Annotated in this window: 17 protein-coding genes; 10 read left to right on the forward strand and 7 right to left on the reverse strand. The window is 68.9% G+C overall.

Translation table 11 applies throughout. From position 1 onward, the window contains the following. Window positions 1-254 precede the first annotated feature (254 nt). On the reverse strand, window positions 255-2,066 hold the full coding sequence (gene traC / locus A176_RS30000; protein ID WP_226994023.1) for an outer membrane exchange accessory lipoprotein TraC: 1,812 nt from the start codon (window positions 2,064-2,066) through the stop codon (window positions 255-257). 476 nt (window positions 2,067-2,542) lie between these two features. Between traC and A176_RS40305 the strand changes: the two genes are divergently transcribed. From A176_RS40305 to A176_RS30015, 3 genes are all read left to right on the forward strand, one after another. Then, the gene (locus A176_RS40305; protein ID WP_226994024.1) at window positions 2,543-3,298 is read left to right on the forward strand and encodes a hypothetical protein; all 756 of its coding nucleotides are present in this window, start codon (window positions 2,543-2,545) and stop codon (window positions 3,296-3,298) included. A 242-nt stretch (window positions 3,299-3,540) separates the two neighbouring features. Continuing rightward, window positions 3,541-3,777 (forward strand): hypothetical protein, encoded by a 237-nt coding sequence (locus A176_RS30010; protein ID WP_002638766.1) that lies wholly within the window; start codon window positions 3,541-3,543, stop codon window positions 3,775-3,777. 191 nt (window positions 3,778-3,968) lie between these two features. Further along, the gene (locus A176_RS30015; protein ID WP_002638765.1) at window positions 3,969-4,862 is read left to right on the forward strand and encodes a hypothetical protein; all 894 of its coding nucleotides are present in this window, start codon (window positions 3,969-3,971) and stop codon (window positions 4,860-4,862) included. On the opposite strand, the gene A176_RS30020 is transcribed toward A176_RS30015, so the two are convergent. The 4 genes from A176_RS30020 to A176_RS30035 all read right to left on the reverse strand — a co-directional run bounded on the left by A176_RS30020 (window position 4,859) and on the right by A176_RS30035 (window position 9,388). After that, window positions 4,859-5,062 carry a hypothetical protein gene (locus A176_RS30020; RefSeq protein ID WP_002638764.1) on the reverse strand — a complete coding sequence of 68 codons (204 nt, stop codon included), beginning with the start codon at window positions 5,060-5,062 and terminating at the stop codon, window positions 4,859-4,861. The two genes, A176_RS30015 and A176_RS30020, sit on opposite strands and share 4 nt — an antisense overlap. Before the next feature lie 156 nt (window positions 5,063-5,218). Further along, complete coding sequence (locus A176_RS30025; protein ID WP_002638763.1) at window positions 5,219-6,346, reverse strand: ATP-binding response regulator; 1,128 nt, start codon at window positions 6,344-6,346, stop codon at window positions 5,219-5,221. A gap of 11 nt (window positions 6,347-6,357) precedes the next feature. Beyond that, the gene (locus tag A176_RS30030) at window positions 6,358-6,816 is read right to left on the reverse strand and encodes a response regulator (RefSeq protein ID WP_002638762.1); all 459 of its coding nucleotides are present in this window, start codon (window positions 6,814-6,816) and stop codon (window positions 6,358-6,360) included. Window positions 6,817-6,820: 4 nt separating this feature from the next. Continuing rightward, window positions 6,821-9,388 (reverse strand): PAS domain-containing protein, encoded by a 2,568-nt coding sequence (locus A176_RS30035; protein WP_002638761.1) that lies wholly within the window; start codon window positions 9,386-9,388, stop codon window positions 6,821-6,823. Window positions 9,389-9,674: 286 nt separating this feature from the next. On the opposite strand from A176_RS30035, the gene A176_RS30040 reads away from it, so the two are divergent. From A176_RS30040 to A176_RS30060, 5 genes are read left to right on the forward strand one after another with little or no spacing between them, the layout of a single operon-like run. After that, complete coding sequence (locus A176_RS30040; protein ID WP_002638760.1) at window positions 9,675-10,514, forward strand: TadE/TadG family type IV pilus assembly protein; 840 nt, start codon at window positions 9,675-9,677, stop codon at window positions 10,512-10,514. A gap of 28 nt (window positions 10,515-10,542) precedes the next feature. Continuing rightward, window positions 10,543-12,183 (forward strand): Tad domain-containing protein, encoded by a 1,641-nt coding sequence (locus A176_RS30045; protein WP_002638759.1) that lies wholly within the window; start codon window positions 10,543-10,545, stop codon window positions 12,181-12,183. Window positions 12,184-12,193: 10 nt separating this feature from the next. Continuing rightward, window positions 12,194-13,375, forward strand: a complete 1,182-nt coding sequence (locus A176_RS30050) for a TadE family protein (RefSeq protein ID WP_002638758.1) — start codon at window positions 12,194-12,196, stop codon at window positions 13,373-13,375. A 43-nt stretch (window positions 13,376-13,418) separates the two neighbouring features. Continuing rightward, window positions 13,419-14,264 carry a hypothetical protein gene (locus A176_RS30055; protein ID WP_002638757.1) on the forward strand — a complete coding sequence of 282 codons (846 nt, stop codon included), beginning with the start codon at window positions 13,419-13,421 and terminating at the stop codon, window positions 14,262-14,264. Between the two features lie 8 nt (window positions 14,265-14,272). Beyond that, window positions 14,273-14,461 carry a hypothetical protein gene (locus A176_RS30060; RefSeq protein WP_226994026.1) on the forward strand — a complete coding sequence of 63 codons (189 nt, stop codon included), beginning with the start codon at window positions 14,273-14,275 and terminating at the stop codon, window positions 14,459-14,461. Between the two features lie 14 nt (window positions 14,462-14,475). On the opposite strand, the gene A176_RS30065 is transcribed toward A176_RS30060, so the two are convergent. Further along, on the reverse strand, window positions 14,476-15,171 hold the full coding sequence (locus tag A176_RS30065; RefSeq protein ID WP_049872408.1) for a hypothetical protein: 696 nt from the start codon (window positions 15,169-15,171) through the stop codon (window positions 14,476-14,478). A gap of 63 nt (window positions 15,172-15,234) precedes the next feature. On the opposite strand from A176_RS30065, the gene A176_RS30070 reads away from it, so the two are divergent. Then, on the forward strand, window positions 15,235-15,849 hold the full coding sequence (locus tag A176_RS30070) for a hypothetical protein (RefSeq protein WP_002638754.1): 615 nt from the start codon (window positions 15,235-15,237) through the stop codon (window positions 15,847-15,849). 3 nt (window positions 15,850-15,852) lie between these two features. Here the strand turns inward: A176_RS30070 and A176_RS30075 are convergent, their stop codons facing one another. Continuing rightward, window positions 15,853-16,458 carry a hypothetical protein gene (locus A176_RS30075; RefSeq protein WP_002638753.1) on the reverse strand — a complete coding sequence of 202 codons (606 nt, stop codon included), beginning with the start codon at window positions 16,456-16,458 and terminating at the stop codon, window positions 15,853-15,855. A gap of 258 nt (window positions 16,459-16,716) precedes the next feature. Here A176_RS30075 and A176_RS30080 point away from each other — a divergent pair, with 258 nt between their 5' ends. Next, a complete protein-coding gene (locus A176_RS30080; RefSeq protein WP_226994027.1) occupies window positions 16,717-17,160 on the forward strand; it encodes a hypothetical protein in 444 nt (147 codons plus the stop codon). The last annotated feature ends 15 nt before the right edge of the window (window positions 17,161-17,175 follow it).

Below are 17,175 nucleotides of genomic sequence, written 5' to 3' on the forward strand. Positions count from 1 at the left end.
GCCGTGCCAGAATCCAAGTCATTGCCGTTATTCAGATTTTTTATCGGCTCCGGGTTCAACGCGGTGTGCCGGGGCTCCAGCGCCCACACGTCTTTTCGTAAAGAGCTTTGACGCTATTGAACCAAAGTCGAGTAGTTCTAAGTGCTTACCCGTACGAACAGGGCCGACCTGATTTCAGTCACTCCGTCCGAACTCAGGACGCCGGCAAGATCTACCTGCCCTGGAAAGCGACAATTTGAACGGAAGCCTCGGCCTCAGAGCCCGACCAGGGCCTCCGGGCGGTTGAGGCCCCGGGCACGGCCCAGCGGCTGGAGGATGTCTTGCGGCAGCCCGTCCGCGGTGAGCAGGAGCGCGCGCACGGCGGTCTCCACCACGTCCTCGGCCCCCGGGCGGACCATGCCGCGGCGGGCGTCCTCCACGCGCTTGCCGCGGTAGGCGTCGAAGCGCTCCTTCACCTTGAGGGCCAGGTCCGCCACGGCCTTGTCGCCCACCTCCACGCGCAGCTCCAATTCGTTGCGGAGCTGCACGGGGTCGGCGAGCACGCCGTACCGGTCATAACCCTTGTGCGCGGTGTCCTCGTGCACCACCGCGTAGTCATGCGTGTTGGGCGCCACCACCTGCTGCTCCTTGAGCAAGTCCCGCATCACCGCGGTGACGGAGGCCGTCACGGTGAGCCGGTGGAGCTGCACGTCGAACACGAACTCCGAATACATGGGCTCCTCCACGGTGATGGGCTCGCGGAAGGTGGTGTCCCGGTGCCGCTGCACCTCGGTGCGCTGGCCCTCCGCCTTGTCCAGCGCGGCCTCCAGCACCTTCTCCTTGTCCAGCGACGCGGCGACCTTGGCCACCAGCAGCAGCTCCTCGGCGACGCAGGACTTGGCGTTGCACCGCGACGGGTTGCACTCACTGGGGAACTCGCCCCGGCGCGTCTCGCGCGCGGCCTCGCCACACTCCTGCAGGGCCTCGCGGCACTCCCGGCGCTCGCGCTCCCGGCAGCGCTCGGCGGCCACGCGCACCATGCTCAGCTCCGCCTGCATGCGCAGGTACTCGCGCAGCGCCGTGGCCTGCTTGCGCTCGACGTCCTCCAGGGTGCGCTCGGACTGGAGCAGCTTGCCCTCGTAGCCCGCGCGGCGCGGGTTGGGCACGGAGCGGTTTCCCGCCAGGTAGCGCTGCGTGCGCTGCGACTCCTCCACCACCTGCAGCGGCAACACCCGCTCCAGCGCCAGGTCCAGCCGCACGCCCTCGCGGCCCTCCGGGGCCTCCGTCACCACGCGCAGGGGCAGCTTCGTGGGGAGCATGGACGCCAGCCGCCCGGCCGCCAGCCGCTGCGCCACGTCCGGCGCGCCGGCCCGGTCCTCCACGGGCGAGGCCACCACGAGGAAGGCCACCTCGTCCCGCAGCTTCTGGCGCACGGCCTCGGCCCGCTCACGCGCCGCCGTGGCGCCCACGCGCTCCTGGTCCGCGCGGACATAGGCCACCAGCGCGTTGCCCAGCTTGCCGGACTTCTCCAAGTCGCCGCCGGTGGTGAACCAGCGCTTCGCCCAGGCCACCTGCACCCCGTCCACGCCCCGCTTCGCGGCCGAGTGGTCCGGCGCCACCGACAGCACGGCGTCGAACTCGGCGCGCGCGTCCTGGAGCCGCTCCGCCTTGAGCGCCACGTTGCCCGCGGCCACGCGCGCATCCAGCGTCTCGCTCAACAAGTCGCGCGCGGGCCCGTTGTCCCCGTTGAGCTCCAACGCGCGCACCAGCAGCTTCATCGCGCCATCCAGGTTCCCATCCGCGTGCACCGAGCGCGCCTCCGCCAGCACCACCTCGCTCCAGGCCTGACGCACCTTGCCCAGCTTCACCTTGACCTCGGAGGCCTCCGGGTCCGCGGCCAGCGCGCGCAGATACGCGGCCTCCGCGTCCGCCCACTTCTGCTCCTGGCTGGCGAGGTCTCCCTCCTTCACCGCGCGGGAGAAGGCGGAACACCCCGCCAGGACGAACGCCAGCGCCAGGGCCAACGCCCCCAGCCAGTGACGTGAAGGAGCGGGTGCGGGACGAGGGTTTCGGACGAACGCGTTCACACCCGCATCTTCGGGGAAAGCCTCCACCGGGTGAAGACTCGGGACGTCCTCCTGGCTGGCCGCCTTCCAGGGGCTCGCCGGACAACGGGGCGCGTCCGAAAAACGCGCGCCCCCACGCAATCCCTGTCCTGCCTGCAAGCCCTCACTGCGCGTGGCAGCGATTACCGTGTAGGTTTTTCAACAAGCACGGATTCTTGCGACGTGGGTTGCATAACCCCAAAATGAGTCTATATAGCCCCACCTCTTGGGTTATTCCTGAGTTTTTACAGTGCAGTTGCGATGATTCGGCGTAACTGTATATATTCACCCCATTCCCCGCCCCTGAGTCGTATATCCACCTGGAGCATTCTGGACCCGTCCCCATGGAACTTGCTCCCCGCCCGTTGAGCCCCGCTCCCCGTCAAGTCGTACGGACCGTGCTTCACGAGGCCCTGGAGAGCAAACTCGGTGGGGAGGTGGTTGTCAGGTCCACCACCGTGTCCGGGCGGATCTTCGTCGTCGCGAGGAAGGTGGCCTGGGCGGTCCTCAACAGCCCGGGGGCGCTCAACTTCTCGACGGTCCTCATCCGGGACCAGGTGGTGAGCCGCGAGGACGTGGAGCAGGTCGTGGCGGAGTGCCGGCAGAATGGCGGCAACTTCTGCGAGACGCTGGTGACGTGGGGCCTGGTTCCCCGGGACACCATGCGAGACATGCTGCGGCGGCACATGTCGGAGCAGCTCGAGGCCCTGCTGTCCCTCACGGACGCGCAGGCCCTCTTCGTGCCCCAGCCGCGCACCTACTCCAGTCAGTTGACGTATGGCCTGGATGAGTTGATTTCCGCGGCCCCGAAGCCGTCCACCCCCCACCCCCAGGTAGAAAGCGAAGTCATGGCGAACGTGAAGCAGTCCCTGGAAGAGACGCTGAAGATTGAAGGAGCCTTCGCGGCCTGCCTCGCGGATTCGAAGAGCGGCATGTGCCTGGGCAGCGTCGGTGGCAACGCCGCCTTCAACATCGAGACGGCGGCCGCGGCCAACACCGAGGTGGTGCGCGCCAAGATGAAGGCGATGAGCCTCCTGGGCATCAAGGACCGCATCGAGGACATCCTCATCACGCTGGGTGAGCAGTACCACCTCATCCGGCCGCTGGGCTCCAAGGACGGCCTGTTCCTCTACGTGGCCCTGCACCGAACCAGCGCGAACCTCGCCATGGCGCGCTTCAAGCTGTCGGACATCGAGAAGTCGCTTCAGGTGTGAGCAGCCCCCCTGGCGGATGAGCGCCCGCCCGCCTCACGGGCGGGGCGCCCCGCTGGCCTCTGGACGCGCCCGGGTGGATGCGCGCCGTGGCCCCTCCTCGTTAGAGAGTGGACTCCCTCCTGCTGAGCGCCGTGAGGCCCACGTCCTGGGTGGCGTGGGTGGCTCCGGACGCGCCGGGAATGACGCGGCGCAATGGCGGGTAGAGGAATGACACGTCCCATGAGGGGGGCGAGAGAGGCACCATGTCCTGTCCACTGCCACGACCCACCGAGTTCCGCCTTCCGCTGCGGGCCGAGTCCTTCTCCATCGACGAGCACCGCAACGTGCACTGCCGCTTCTACGGCGGCTGCATCGACGTCGCGGTGAAGAAGGACTGGGACAGCTTCACCTGCGCCAAGTGCCCTCTCTTCCACGAGGACCGGGCGCCCGGCGCCAGCGCCTACGCCTTCAACCAGCCCGCGGACCCGGGCCGGCCCTAGCAGCACCTGACGGACGTCACGAGGCTTCGGCGGCACGCGCTCCCCTGGGACGAGGAGCGCGCCTCCTCCGATGCCTTCGTTGACCACCCCACGCGCGCCGGGACTCCCGGAGGGAGTAGGCACGCGGGGCCCCTGACGCCAGCTTGGGCGCGACCTGCACGGGCAACACGCCCGCCTGCCGGGAGGCCGCCATGCTGCGCCAGCTCCTGCTCTCCGACTTCAGGACCGAGGGCCCCGCCGCGGGCCATGGCTGGCTCCTGGTGCAGCGGGAGTTTCCCTCCGTGCAGATCGCACCGCTGTCCGCGGGTCGCGGCGCACGGGTGCTCTCCCTGGACGCCGCCGAATGGAACGCGCAGTCCTTCGACCCGCTGGCCTGGGACGGGCGCATCCTCGACGCGGCCGAGAGCACCGAGTGGCTGGCCATCCACCTGACGGGCGCCAGCCGCGAGGCGCTCACGGTGGCCGCGCTCGAAATCCTGACGCGCTATCAGTGTCTGATTGCCCGCGGAAACGCGGCCTCGTCCGTGCCCGCCTTCCGCCGACTGTTGGCGAGACACCGAGCATTGCATGACCTGAAACATCCGGCGTCGCGCGCGGACTTCTACCGGGCGTTGGACACCTGGCAATGGGTGCTGCGGCTGCGGCCGGAGGTGGACGCCCCCGTCCAGGCCGCGGCGCTCCTGCGCGCGGTGGAGCAGCCTCGCGGCGCGGACCGCCTGGCGTGGATTCTGGAGGAAGCGGGCGCGGATGACGCCCTCTGCCGGCGCGTGAGGGAGCTGGTGATGCGCGGTGGACCGACTGGCAACGCCCGGGACGTGGCGCTGCTGGAGGCCGCGGACGCGCTGTCCTTCTTCACCCGGGATGCCTCGGCGTTCTCCCGCGAGACGACCCCGGAGCACCGCCGCCGCCACGTGGCGCGCACACTCGCGCGCCTGCGGCCCGAACACCTGCCCTGGCTGGGACAGGTGCGCGTGGCCCCTGCCATGTGCGCGCAGCTCGAGTCCCTGCTGGGCGCGGTCTTCCCTCCCGCGGACGCCCGCGCGGGCCCCCTGGCCCGGCCTGGCGTCAACACGGGCCCCAGCTAGGTGTGCACCGCGCGGTCCGTCGGGTCACCCAGTCGGTCATTCATGGTGACGTCCCCCGTCAGCCCCGCCGCCCGCTGACGCTCCGTCAGCTCGCGCAGGTTGCGCTCCTGCTTGTTGCCAAAGGCCCCGCCCAGAATCACAGCCATGATGAGGACGGCGAAGATGACGACTCCCAGAATCGTGGCGCCAAGGATTTCCATGGGCTGACACACCTTTCGAGCAGGGGCCGCGCCACCCTCCCGGACGCGGCCACGTGAGCTTCACCTGTCAAAGGTGTGTCGTCCCGCCGCTCGCGGCGCCGTCTCCCCGGATGCTCCAGGCCTGTCCGTCCGCGTGCCCGGCGGGCAGGCGGCCAGCTACCGCAGCGACGCGCCCGCCGACTCGAAGCGCGGCAGGTACAACCCGAAGCGCGTGCCCTCCTGCGGCGTGGAGGACACCTGCACCATGCCGCCATGGGCGCGCGCGATTTCGTAGGTGATGTAGAGGCCCAGGCCCAGCCCGTTGCGCTGCGCGCTGCGCATGTCCTGCGCGCGCACGAAGGGGTCGAAGATGTGGGGCAGCCGCTCCCCAGGGATGGGCAAGCCCCAGTTGTGCACCTCCATCCGGAGGCCTTCGTCCTCGTCGTGCACGGACACGGTGACCGACGTGTCCTCGGGCGAGTACTGCACGGCGTTGCCCACCAGGTTGGAGGCCGCCTGCGCGATGCGGTCCGCGTCCCATTCCCCCCAACCATTGCCCGCCAGGGTCAGCTCGAAGCGGCGCAGGGGGTGCGCCACCTCCAGCTCCTCCACCACCTGGCGCAACACGTCGTGCAGGTTCATCCGCGCGCGCGTCAGCGCATAGCCTCCGCCCAGGCGGGTGCGCGTGAAGTCCAGCAGGTCGTTGATCATCCGCGCCATGCGGTCCGCGGAGATGGAGATGCGGTTGACGGCCTTGCGCTGCGGCTCCGCCAGTCCGCCGTAACGCAACAGCAGCGCCGCGTTGCCGGAGATGGCCTGGAGCGGGTTGCGCAAGTCATGGCCCAGGATGCCCAGGAACTGCTCGCGGAACACCGCCGTCTGCCGCGCCGCCTCCTCGCGCTGGAGCCCCTCCTCCACGCGCTTGCGCTCGATGGCGTACCGCAGCGCCCGCACCAGCAGCGGCCCCGTCACCTGCCCCTTCACCAGATAGTCCTGCGCGCCCTCGTGCACGGCCTGCACCGCCAACTGCTCGTCGTCCGTGCCGGTGAGCACCACCAGCGGCACCGCCGGCGCGGCATGGAGCAGGCGCGGGATGTTGGCCAGCCCCTGCCCGTCCGGCAGCGACAAGTCCAACAGCACCGCGTCCACGCCGGAAGCCCCCAGGACCCGCACCGCGTCCGCCAGCCGCTCCACATGGAGGACGTCGAAGCGCGCGGTGGAAATCTCCTTCAGCTCCTCTTGGAGCAGCCGTGCGTCGCCCGGGTTGTCCTCCACCAGCAGCAGGCGCAGCGGCCGTCCCTCCATGCTCCGCTCGCTCATGGAGCCTCGGGCTTGGACGGCAGCCGGACGACGGAGAGCCAGAAGTCGTCGATGGAGCGCACCACGGAGATGAACTGCTCCAGGTCCACCGGCTTGGAGATGTAGCAGTTCGCGTGCAAGTCGTAGGTGCGCAGGATGTCCTCCTCCGCCTTGGACGTGGTGAGCACCACCACGGGGATGCGGCGCAGGGACGCGTCCTCCTTGATTTCCGCCAGCACCTCGCGCCCGTCCTTCCGAGGAAGGTTGAGGTCCAGCAGGATGAGGTCCGGCCGGGCCGCGTTCGCGAACGCGCCCTCGCGCCGCAGAAAGGCCAGGGCCTCCACGCCGTCGCGCGCCACCGACAGGCTGTTGCGCACCTTGCCCTCCTTGAGGGCCTCGATGGTCAACCGCACGTCACCCGGGTTGTCCTCCACCAACAGGATTTCAATCGGTCTGCCAGTCGCGTCGTGACTCATGTCTTCAAGACTCCAGGTGGGGCGGGACGGCGGGCAGGGTGAACCAGAAGGCCGTGCCTTCGCCGGGCCGCGACTCCACGCCGATGCGTCCGCCATGGCGCTCGACGATTTTCTTGCAGATGGCCAGGCCAATCCCCGTGCCTGGATACTCTTCCTTGCCGTGGAGCCGCTGGAAGATGACGAAGATACGCTCGAAGTACTCCGGCGCGATGCCAATTCCAAAGTCGCGCACCGTGAAGCAAACCTCCTCTCCCTGGGCCTCGGCGCTCACCTGGACGCGGGGCGGCGCGTCCCCATGGAACTTCAACGCATTGCCCACGAGGTTCTGGAACAACTGGGTGAGCTGCGTCTCGTCCGCGAGCACGGCGGGCAGCGGGCCGTGCTCCACCGTGGCGTGCGTCTCCTCGATGGCGGCGCGCAGGTTCGCCGTCGCCCGCGCCATGGCCCGGGACGTGTCACAGGGCCGCAAATCCTTGCCGCGCGTGCCCACGCGTGAGTAGGCCAGCAGGTCCTGGATGAGCCGCTGCATGCGGTTGACGCCATCCACCGCGTAATGGATGAACTCGTCCGCGTCCGAGTCCAGCTTGCCCTTGTAGCGCCGGCCCAAAAGCTGCGTGTAGCTGGCCACCATGCGCAGCGGCTCCTGCAAGTCATGCGACGCCACGTAGGCGAACTGCTGGAGCTCCTCGTTGGAGCGGGCCAGCTCCTGCACGTGCTGCTGGAGCGACTCCTCGGCGCGGCGCCGCTCCACACCCTGCGCGATGGCGTCCGACACCGCCGCCAGCGCCGCCACCGCGTCATCGTCCAAGGGCGTGTCGCGGTAGACGCCGAGCGCCCCCACGAGCTGCCCGCGCACCATCAGCGGCATGCCCGCGAACGCATGGATGTTCATCTCCCGCAGCCAGGCGTGGTCCAACACCCGCGGGTCCGTCCACAGGTCATCCACGCGGAGCTGCGTGCGCAGCCGCGCCACCTCGCTCACCATGCTCAGGCCGTCCACCCGCACCCGCATCCACCTGTCGCGCGGCGGCGCGGTGGACCCCGCGTTGCCCGCCAGCTCCAGGGTGTGCGTGTCGCGTGCGTAGAGCCACAACCGGACCGTCTGGGCGGCCAGGTGCGTCACCACCGCCTCCGCGCAGTCCTGGAGGATGTCTGGAACCGTCCCCTCCCGGGACAGGGCGAGGCTCACGTCCGCGCGCAGCGCCTCCAGCCTGCGCACCGCGGCCTCCCGGGCGGCCCGGTGCGAGGCCTCCTCCACCAGGCGCTGGGCGGAGATGTCCGTGGTGGTGCCCACCCATTCCCGGATGGAGCCGTTGGGGTTGAGCACCGGCACGGCCCGCACGCGTGAAGGGGTGTAGTGCCCCTCCGGGCGGCGCAGGCGCTGCTCGGACTCGTAGGGGCGGCGCTGCTCCACGGCGGCGAACCAGGTTCGGGCCGCCGCGTCGCGCTCCTCGGGGTGCACGGCGGTGAGCCAACCGTGGCCCCGCCACTCCGCGAAGGTCTGCCCGGTGTAGGCGCGCCACGACGGGCTGTCCTCCTCGATGTCGCCATCCGGGCGCGTCACCCAGACGGCCTGCGTGGACGCGGTCACGAGCGAGCGGAAGCGCTCCTCCATCCGCCGCGCGTCCTTGATGAGCCGGGCATTGTCCAGGGCCACCGCCGCGCGCTCCGCGAGCTGCGAGGCGAGCAGCATGTCCGACGGACGAAACCGCCGCCCGGACTCCGCATGGACCAGGGAGAGCGCGCCAATCGTCCGCCCGCGAGCCTTCAGCGGCAGCACCATGACCGAGCGCAGCCCCAGCTCCCGCGCGATGCGCAGGTGTTCCGCGTCACGCGCACCCGCCACCAGCAGCGCGTCCGGGACCTCGGGCAGCAACACCGGCTCTCCGGTGCGGATGACGGACAGCACGCCCGAAGGGTCCTCGTGGCGCGGCGGGTAGCGCACCCGCAGCTCCTCGCCGTAGCGCACCTTCTCCGGGTCCACGTGGGCCACACCCACCTGACGCGTGGAGCCATCCTCGTAGGCGATTTCGATGGCGCACCAGTCCGCCTGGGACGGCACCACCAGCCGCGTCAGCGCCGCGAGCGTCGCCTCGTAATCCAGCGAGGAGGAGGACAAGAGCGCGCTGGCCTCGGCCAGCAGGGACATGGAGTCCGTGGCGCGCTTCTGCTCCTCGATGTCCGTGCAGGTGCCAAACCACTTGAGGATGCGGCCGCCGTCGTCGCGGACCGGCTGCGCCCGGCCCAGGTGCCAGCGCCACACGCCGTCATGCCGGCGGCAGCGGTATTCCACCTCGTAGGGCTCACCGGTGCGCAGGGAGTGGGCCCAGCGCCGGTTCGCCTCCTCCAGGTCGTCCGGATGGAAGGCCCGCTCCCAGCCCGTGCCCACCGAACCCTCGGGGGACAGGCCGGTGTAGGCGAACCACCGAGCGTTGAAGTACTCATGCCGGCCGTCCGCGCGCGTCACCCAGACAAGGTGGGGAATGCTCTCGGCAACCTGCTGAAAGGCGTCCAGTCCGGGGAGCACCGGCTCCGGGGCCGCGTCCGGAGAACTTCGATGGGGGTGCGTCATGGAAGGCACACGACGTTAACAGCCCACATGGGAGCTGCCCTCCTGGGAACCTGCGGCTTTCCACCAGCCGACAGTCCCTTTCCTGGCACGCCTGGGCGCAGACATGCACAGAAAACATGATTTGCTGATTAATTCATGCCCGCAAGCGCATGGCATCTGTCACTGCATGGACGAAAGTGACAGAGCAGACATTTGCAATGGCAAAGAGATTCAGTAGCCTTTCACACGCAGACATCAGACGCGGGTCGGGGCCGGGGGGAGGTTTACTGTAAGCCTTTAGAGGACCATGGACCCCATTGACCTCCGTCGTCGCCGTCAATCCGGCCAGGTCGCGGTCGAGTCAGCGCTCATCATCCCGATGATGGTCTTCATCGTCCTCGGCACCATCCAACTGGGCATGGTGCATCACGCCCGGCTGATGACGGAGTACGGCGCCTACCGCGCCGCCCGGGCGGGCATCGTCAATCACGGCGACTGCAACATCATGCGGAAGGCCACCCTGACCGCGTTGTTGCCCACGCTGGCGCCCCTCAATGGCGTGAAGAGCCGCGTCGACACGCTCGACTTCACGAAGGACGTCCACGAGGAGTACCTGGGGACGCTGTTCACCGGGCCCTTCGAAAACACTTTCGTGCCCATCTTTCCGAAGTACGCGTCGGGCGGGCTGCCGCTGTTCCGGCTCGAGGTGGTCAACCCCAGGCTCGGGGACCTGGACAACCTCTTCGCAGTGTACGGCGCGCACATGCAAGCCCGAGAGGTCGACTACGACGATGTGCGGGATGACCGCATCGTCGAGGCGAATCTCCTCTCCATCCGGCTGACCTACTTCTACGAGATGCGCATCCCCTTCGCGAACTGGCAGTTGCACAGCTTCTACATGGGCCGCGAATACCTGGACCAACTGCGCGGCCTCCAGTTCGAGAATCAGCGCGTGGGTGGGCAGTCCGCCACCACCTATCTGGAGCAGCGCGGCGCCGCGCGCAGCCTGGACCACCGTCGCGTGAGCACGCTCGCCGGCCAGCGCACCTATGTGATGCCGCTGGTCGCGACCTGGTCCATGCGCATGCAGTCCAACTACTTCGACAACGACGAGCACGGGCCGCGCCGCTGCGCGGTCGATAGCTGAGTCCCCCACTCGGACTGGAGCAGCCCCCATGTTCCGCCTCCTCCGCAGGATGCGCCGCGATGAGCGCGGCCAGGCCATGGTCATTGGCGCCGTCGCCATGCTCGTGCTGGCCGTCAGCGTCATGGCGTCCGTCAGCATTGGCCATGGCGTCTACGAGAAAATCAAACTCCAGGACGCGGCCGACGCCCAGGCGTACTCCATCGCGGTGAAGGAGGCCCGGGCCTACAACTTCCTGGCCTACACCAACCGCGCGATGGTGGTGCACTACTCGGCCATGCTCACCGTGATGTCCTACGTGAGCCACGCCGTCTACCTGGACCAGACGATTCGCAACGTCGCGAGCGTGCTCAAGGTCATTCCTGTCATCGGCGGCATCTTCGCCGCGGTGGAACAGGCCCTGAAGTTATGGAAATCCGCCGTGGAGGTGGTCGCCAGGGCGCTGATTCCCATCCTCACCGGCTTGAACATCGCGCTGTGGCTGGCCCAGGAAGCCATGCTGTTCGGCACGCTCATGGACCTGGTCACCTCCGATGGAAACCTGGTCGTCCAGGGGACCGACCCCAAGGCCCAGGTCGGCCTGGCGATGACCTATGGCTCGGGAGGCTCCAACCCCGGGCTCTCGGTCCTGAACGCCGTCACCAGCACCAACTATTCGAACCTGAAGAACTTCCTCCACCCCATCGACGATGGACCTCGCAGCAGCGGCAGCGTGAGCATCTCCGACCCCACCGGCATGGGCACTCGCTCCAGGCTCTTGCGAGACAACAAGCTCTCCGAGCCGGACATGGCCAAGTACCGGCTGCTCATGGGCAACATCGCCAATGCCATGCGGCGGGAATGGACGGCCGTGGGTGACGGTCCCATCCTCATTGGCCGGCAATGGAACCTGAACCTGTGCCTGGCCGCCTTCCAGGTGCGCATCGAGAAGACGGCTGACAGTCAAATCAAGAGCTTCGACGAGAACTTCGAGAACAACCGCAAGGACCAGCTCTACGCCGCGGACGACATCCGGATTCGACTCCGCCCGCTCTGCTACTTCGGCCGCTGGCGCAATGTCTTCCAGTTCCGCTTCCGCGCCGCCGCGGATGCCCAAGGCGGCTTCCACCAGGAGTTTGGCCGCCGCAAGACGGACGACCACCACAACTGGGAGGGCATCACGCCCTTCGTCACCTCCGACCCCAGCTTCGTCCGGCCCTGGCAGTACCACTTCGGCTACCCGTGCAACGTCACCGTCCTCTCCAAGGACATGGGCGCGGAGAGCGGGGAGACGGAGGCGCCCTTCCAGATGAAGAACCTGCGGGACAACGCCTTCATGACGAACGAGTCCGCCTGGTGGAAGTCCGAGAAAGCGACTGAGAACGAAGTCGTGGGCGGCGGGTTTCTGGACATGACCTGGAAGTACGTGGGCGGCTACAAGATGAAGAGCGGGGCCCTGGACGGAGACGCGGCGCACTTCCGCGAGACGACCGGCGGAATGATGGCCATCGCCGTGGGCCGCGCCGTCTACCACCGCCCCGGTGTCTGGAAAGAGCAGCCCAACTTCTTCAACCCGCTGTGGACGGCCCGCCTGGCCCCGGTGAAGACGCATTGGGAGGACTCCGCCATGCGCGTGATGATTCGGGAGTGGGACCTCAGCGCGGGCTGGTTCAGGAACGCCTTCAATTACTGACGGAGCCACCATGAAGCCTCGCATCGCTCCTCGCCGCCGGCGCGGCTCCTTTCGGGCACGACGTGGCGCCGCCACCGTCGAGTTCGCCCTGCTGGCCCCGCTGCTCATCGTGCTGGTGCTCTGGTCGAACTACTTCTGGGACATTCAGCGCGTGCGCCTCAAGGGCGCCGAACTGGCCCGCTACGTCGCCTTCGAGCGCACCGTGAGGACGGACGTGGACCGCATCGCCGCGGACGCCCAGGCGCGCTACAAGGACCTGGATGGCTCCACGAAGACAGGGGACCTGCACCCCAGCTTCGAGGGCCGGTTCACGGTGTCCGTCACGGCCCGGAACGCGGATGCGCCCCTGACGTCGCGCTCCATGTCGGGACAAAACACGGGCGGCGGCTTGATGGCGGCCGCCAACACGGCCATGAGCGCGCTGGGCGGCACCGCGGCCGCTGTCGCACGGCAGATGGGGCTGGAAGCACGCGTGGGCGCCGTCCAGACCGACATCGAGCTCACCCTCCGCAACGCCTTCATCCCGGAGACCATCGCCATGTACACGACGGGCTTCGGCGACGACCCGTTGGACCTGCGGATGACGGAGCGGTTCTACCTCTTCCATGACACGTGGCGGGCCTGGGAGCCCGGCGACGTCCCAGCAGACAACGACGCCGCGTACAACCGCGTCGAGCAACGCACGTATGACCGCGTGCGGCGCATCGCCTACGCGGGCGTCTCCGCCAACTCGGGAGGCGCGCTCGACTCCATTGGAGACGTGCTCGGGGTGCTGGGCTTGGATTTCCCATTCTCCAACAGCTATCTCCGTGACTCCGTCTGGATTCGGCCCGTGACTGAACACCCCAAGCGCCCATCCAAGGATCGGTATTGGGCCACGGGCTCGGTGCGCACGGTGCCAGGAGATGCACTGCAAGCCGTCTACTGGGAGAACGACACGAAGTGGTGCTTCAACGACTGTGAGCCTGACGCCGTCAAGAAGAAGCGGGGGTTCTCGCAGGATGGCGGCAATGGCGACAACTGGCCCATGCGTGCCCACAACTGCCGCGGCCCGTTCTTCCAGGGAGCGACGGGCTCGTTGCGCCCCGAATCCATCTACTCCGACCAGTACATCTTCAGCATCAAGCGGCAGGACTATCACAACTACGAGGGGTCGGACGCGTGTGTCCAACCCAGCCCCACATCCCGTTGAGTGCGCGCATGGAATCACCACGCCCTCGGCATGAAGGGACCGCATGAGCCGGCTCACCGACAGGACAGGCGCGCTGACGCGGTGGCTCGGGCTCGGCGGCCTGCTGCTGCTGGTGCTCACCGCCGTCACGCTGCCAGAGCCGCCTCCGGAACCGGTGCCCGCCTCCCAGGCCGAGCCGGCCCCCGCCCGCGAGCCGGTGGCGCCCACGCCAACACCTTCCCCCATGCAGGACCGCTTCCCGGCCTTCCCCCGCACCACGCTCATCCCCATGGGCCGGATGGAGACCAACGGCAATCCCATGGAGATGGCGTTCTTCGAAACGCAGAGCCCGCCGGGCGAGGTGATGGAGTTCTACGCCCGTGAGTTCCGCCGCCAGGGCCGCCGCGTCACGCACCAACCGGACGGCGCGGGCGGCGGCGTGGTGAACTACTACGACGAGATTCGGGGCGCGCTCGTCTCCATCACCGCCATTGGCATGGGGAGCAAGCCCCAGCGCACGCTCGTGTTTCCCTCCATCGTGGAGACGCCCCAGGGCATGCACCTGCACGGGAGCGCGCCCGCCACGTTGCCACGGCCTCCCGGGGCCATGACGGTGCTGCGCGTGGATGACCGGAGCACGGGCCCGGCCGCGAACAGCATGACGCTCACCGAGGTCGCCACCGGCACGCCCACGATGCTGGCGGCCTTCTACCGCGAGGCCTTCGCCGAGCGTGGCTACACCCCATCCGAAGCGCGCTCGGGCACGCACGGCGTGGAGATGCTCACCTTCCAGAAGCGAGGCGAGCGGCTCTCCGTGTCACTGGCGCCCGTCGCCAAGGACGGTCCCCCCGAATCCCTTGTCACCGTGGTCCAGGAGTGGACCCCCCCTCTGACGGAGTCCATTCCATGACTGGATTGATGACGCGAACCCTGAAGTGGTTGCGGCGCCCGCGCACGCGGGGACAGGCCATGGCGGAGTTCTCGATGCTGCTGTTCGCCCTGATCATCTTCATGGGAGGCATCGCCACCTTCGCCCCCGACATGTTCGCGGGCTTCACCATCTACGTGCGCGGCTTCTACCTCGTGCTCGGATACCCGCTGGGGTGAGCGGGTCCTCGCGCTCACTGCTGAGGCAGCCGCGGAATGGCGATGGGCACGGCGCTCAGCGCGGGCTGCGCGCCGGTCCCCGATGCGCGCGCCACCCAGGTGGCGGTGTCATCGCGGATGGATTCGACACCGGACACCGGCACCTTCGGCGTCATGACCACGGTCACCACCCGCTGGTCCTCCTGGCGGTAGACGCGCTGCGCGGCCTTCCCCGCGAACTTCCCCGCGCGGATGTCCGTGGGCTTCTCCTCCGTCAGCGTCCCTCGCAGCTCGGGCTGGTCCATGTAGAGGTCCACGGGCAGGGAGATGGGCGCCGTGGGCGGAACCGAGACGGCCATCCGTTCGACGATGGGCCGCGCGCCGCCCACGACCCAGGCCACCATCAAGGTCCGGGGCTCCGTCTGATAGTCGAGCTCGACCTGATAGAGCACCTGCCCGTCCTCGCGCTGGGTCGTCCCCACCACGGCCACTCGCACGGGGAAGCGCGCCTGCTTGGAGCGATACTCGTACTCCACCCAGGTCCCCACCACGGGCTGGAACCGGGCATGGAGCAACGGAGGCGGCACCAGCGCCCGGGCCTCGGCGATGCGCGAGGGCGCCACGGTGATGGTCTCCGCCGGGGGAGGCGTGGCGGGCGCGTTGCCCGAAGCTTCCGCGGAGGCCCCCGCGAACCAACACACGACAGACACGGCTGCCAGGAGGCGTCGCATGCACGCGATGTTATGGCAAATCCATCCCATTTCCAGACAGATGCCTGACCTTTTGGAGAGACGATGACACGCACCGCTTGGAGCCTCGGCGTGTTGCTGTTCTGCCTGCTGGCCGCACCCGTGACGGCCCAGGACAGCATGCTGGGATTGCCGCTCGTGCTCCGTGACGGTGGCTGGGCCCGCTACGTGGGCAACACCCCGGCGGGCTCCGCCACCTTCGTGTTCAAGGTCGGCGCGCATGACACGCACGAAGGTCAGCGCGGGCGTTGGTTGTTGCTCGAAATCGAGGTGCCTGGCACGGGCCGCGTGTTGTTCGAGTTCCTCGTGAAGGGGAAGGTCTTCACCGCGGACCAGGTGCTGCACACGCGGGTCAGCGTGCCCGGAAGGCCGCCGCAGGAGACGAAGGACGCCTTCGCCAACCCGGAGCGACCCGGCGTCTGGAAACCCAAGCTCCTGCGCGAGACGACGGCGAAGGTGGCGGGCCGCGAGCTGCCCGTGACGGAGTACTCCTTTCCGGCCGGGCTCACCGCCGCGTGGTCCCCGGAGGTCCCCGGCGTGGGCCTGGTGGAGGTCACCGGCCCGGAGCCCTTCCAGCTCGTGGCCTTCGGCGTGGGCGGAGACCCGTGGAAGGGCATGACGGGCCGCTCGCACTGGCCCGCGCCGCCCGTGGCGAAGTAGCGCTCAACGCCCCTGCGCGCGGGGCGCGAGGCCGGCCTGGACCATCTGCCCGCGCGCCCGCTCCGCCTCATCGTGGGGAAGGCGGACCTCCAGCCGGAGCGTGTCGCCGCGCCCCGCCTGGAGCCACGTGCGCGGCAGCTCGCCGTCCTGCTTCCGCAGACGGAACCACTCCAGCTCCGTGAAGCGCGTGCGCCGACCCAGGTGGTCCACGAAGCCGTCGCGCCCCAGGAACAGCGACGGCACCAGTTGGAAGCCCAGGGCGCTCAGCCAGGTGGCCAATCCCAGACAGAAGCCTCCCAGCGCGGGCCGTGGCTCGGCGGATGTCAGGAGGTGAAGCCCCAGGAGGCCCAGTGTGGCCACCCCGGCCAGCACCAGCACATACGTGCCCACCTCCGCGCGTGAGCGCAGCGCGGTGAGCGGGCGGGCAAGCCACAACGACGCCAGCGCGTGGCACGACAGGAGCAACAGCCCTCCGGCCGCGACGGCCACGGCCACATCCACCTGCCCTCGCCGACCGCCCAGTGATTCGGCCTCCTGGAGCAACCAGGGGATGCAAGCGCCAAAGCCAGTCACCGCGAGGACATGAAACGCGAGGGAGGGCGTGGGCATCGTTGGCCGCCCATCGTACGCGGAGTGCAAGGACAAGGGCAGACAGGCAGGCGTGCGCCTCGCGTCTCTCCCGCTCCCCCACCCTTCGGACAGGGAGCGAGCAACTCCCACATGGCGAGTTCGCGGAACGCTCACCACCTTCCGCCAGCGGATATCGCCTGCGGGGGATAGGCCGAGTGAGGAGTGTGACATCCCATGTGGACCCCGTCTCCCCGGAGAGTTCGTCCCGCCCCGTGGCGCACGCGCGGAGGCACGCGCATGCCCGCCCGGCCCCTGGGCCCCGGCCTTTCAGCCACGGACGCCCACGCGCCGCCGCGCCCGCTTCGGGGACGGCCGCACGGAACGTCGTCGGTGGCGTGTGGTCTGGCGCTCGCGGCCCTGGGCGGCGCGGGCATCCAGGTGCTGGGGCCGTCCTGCCTGGAGCGGCTGCGGCGCCGCAAGCGCGGGCACCATCGCTGGTGGCACCGCTCCCAGGAGCCCCTGATGGAGTCCATGGAGACGGCCCTGGCCATGGCGCTGCTGGGCGTGTCCGTGCTCCCCCTGGTGGGCGAGGGCATCCCGCTGGAGCAGTCCGCCTTCTCGGACGACGAGGACACCGAGCGCCAGTACGCGGCGGCGAACGACGAGGACTCACGTCCAGTGACGGACTGGGATGATGACGCGGATGACCTCGACTTCGAGGCAGCCTTCGCGTCCTACTAGCGCGCCTGCTAACAC

Origin of the sequence: Myxococcus hansupus (genome assembly GCF_000280925.3) — a bacterium.
Lineage (GTDB): Bacteria > Myxococcota > Myxococcia > Myxococcales > Myxococcaceae > Myxococcus > Myxococcus hansupus.

Bases quoted from the DNA above. Each gene is read 5' to 3' on its own strand.
- A176_RS30045 (WP_002638759.1), top strand. From the start codon at position 10,543: ATGTTCCGCCTCCTCCGCAGGATGCGCCGCGATGAGCGCGGCCAGGCC.
- A176_RS30050 (WP_002638758.1), top strand. From the start codon at position 12,194: ATGAAGCCTCGCATCGCTCCTCGCCGCCGGCGCGGCTCCTTTCGGGCA.
- A176_RS30030 (WP_002638762.1), bottom strand. From the start codon at position 6,816: ATGAGTCACGACGCGACTGGCAGACCGATTGAAATCCTGTTGGTGGAG.
- A176_RS30070 (WP_002638754.1), top strand. From the start codon at position 15,235: ATGACACGCACCGCTTGGAGCCTCGGCGTGTTGCTGTTCTGCCTGCTG.
- A176_RS30065 (WP_049872408.1), bottom strand. From the start codon at position 15,171: ATGCGACGCCTCCTGGCAGCCGTGTCTGTCGTGTGTTGGTTCGCGGGG.
- A176_RS30020 (WP_002638764.1), bottom strand. From the start codon at position 5,062: ATGGAAATCCTTGGCGCCACGATTCTGGGAGTCGTCATCTTCGCCGTC.
- A176_RS30035 (WP_002638761.1), bottom strand. From the start codon at position 9,388: ATGACGCACCCCCATCGAAGTTCTCCGGACGCGGCCCCGGAGCCGGTG.
- A176_RS30040 (WP_002638760.1), top strand. From the start codon at position 9,675: ATGGACCCCATTGACCTCCGTCGTCGCCGTCAATCCGGCCAGGTCGCG.
- A176_RS30060 (WP_226994026.1), top strand. From the start codon at position 14,273: ATGACGCGAACCCTGAAGTGGTTGCGGCGCCCGCGCACGCGGGGACAG.
- A176_RS30010 (WP_002638766.1), top strand. From the start codon at position 3,541: ATGTCCTGTCCACTGCCACGACCCACCGAGTTCCGCCTTCCGCTGCGG.
- A176_RS30015 (WP_002638765.1), top strand. From the start codon at position 3,969: ATGCTGCGCCAGCTCCTGCTCTCCGACTTCAGGACCGAGGGCCCCGCC.
- A176_RS30055 (WP_002638757.1), top strand. From the start codon at position 13,419: ATGAGCCGGCTCACCGACAGGACAGGCGCGCTGACGCGGTGGCTCGGG.
- A176_RS30080 (WP_226994027.1), top strand. From the start codon at position 16,717: ATGCCCGCCCGGCCCCTGGGCCCCGGCCTTTCAGCCACGGACGCCCAC.
- A176_RS30025 (WP_002638763.1), bottom strand. From the start codon at position 6,346: ATGGAGGGACGGCCGCTGCGCCTGCTGCTGGTGGAGGACAACCCGGGC.
- A176_RS30075 (WP_002638753.1), bottom strand. From the start codon at position 16,458: ATGCCCACGCCCTCCCTCGCGTTTCATGTCCTCGCGGTGACTGGCTTT.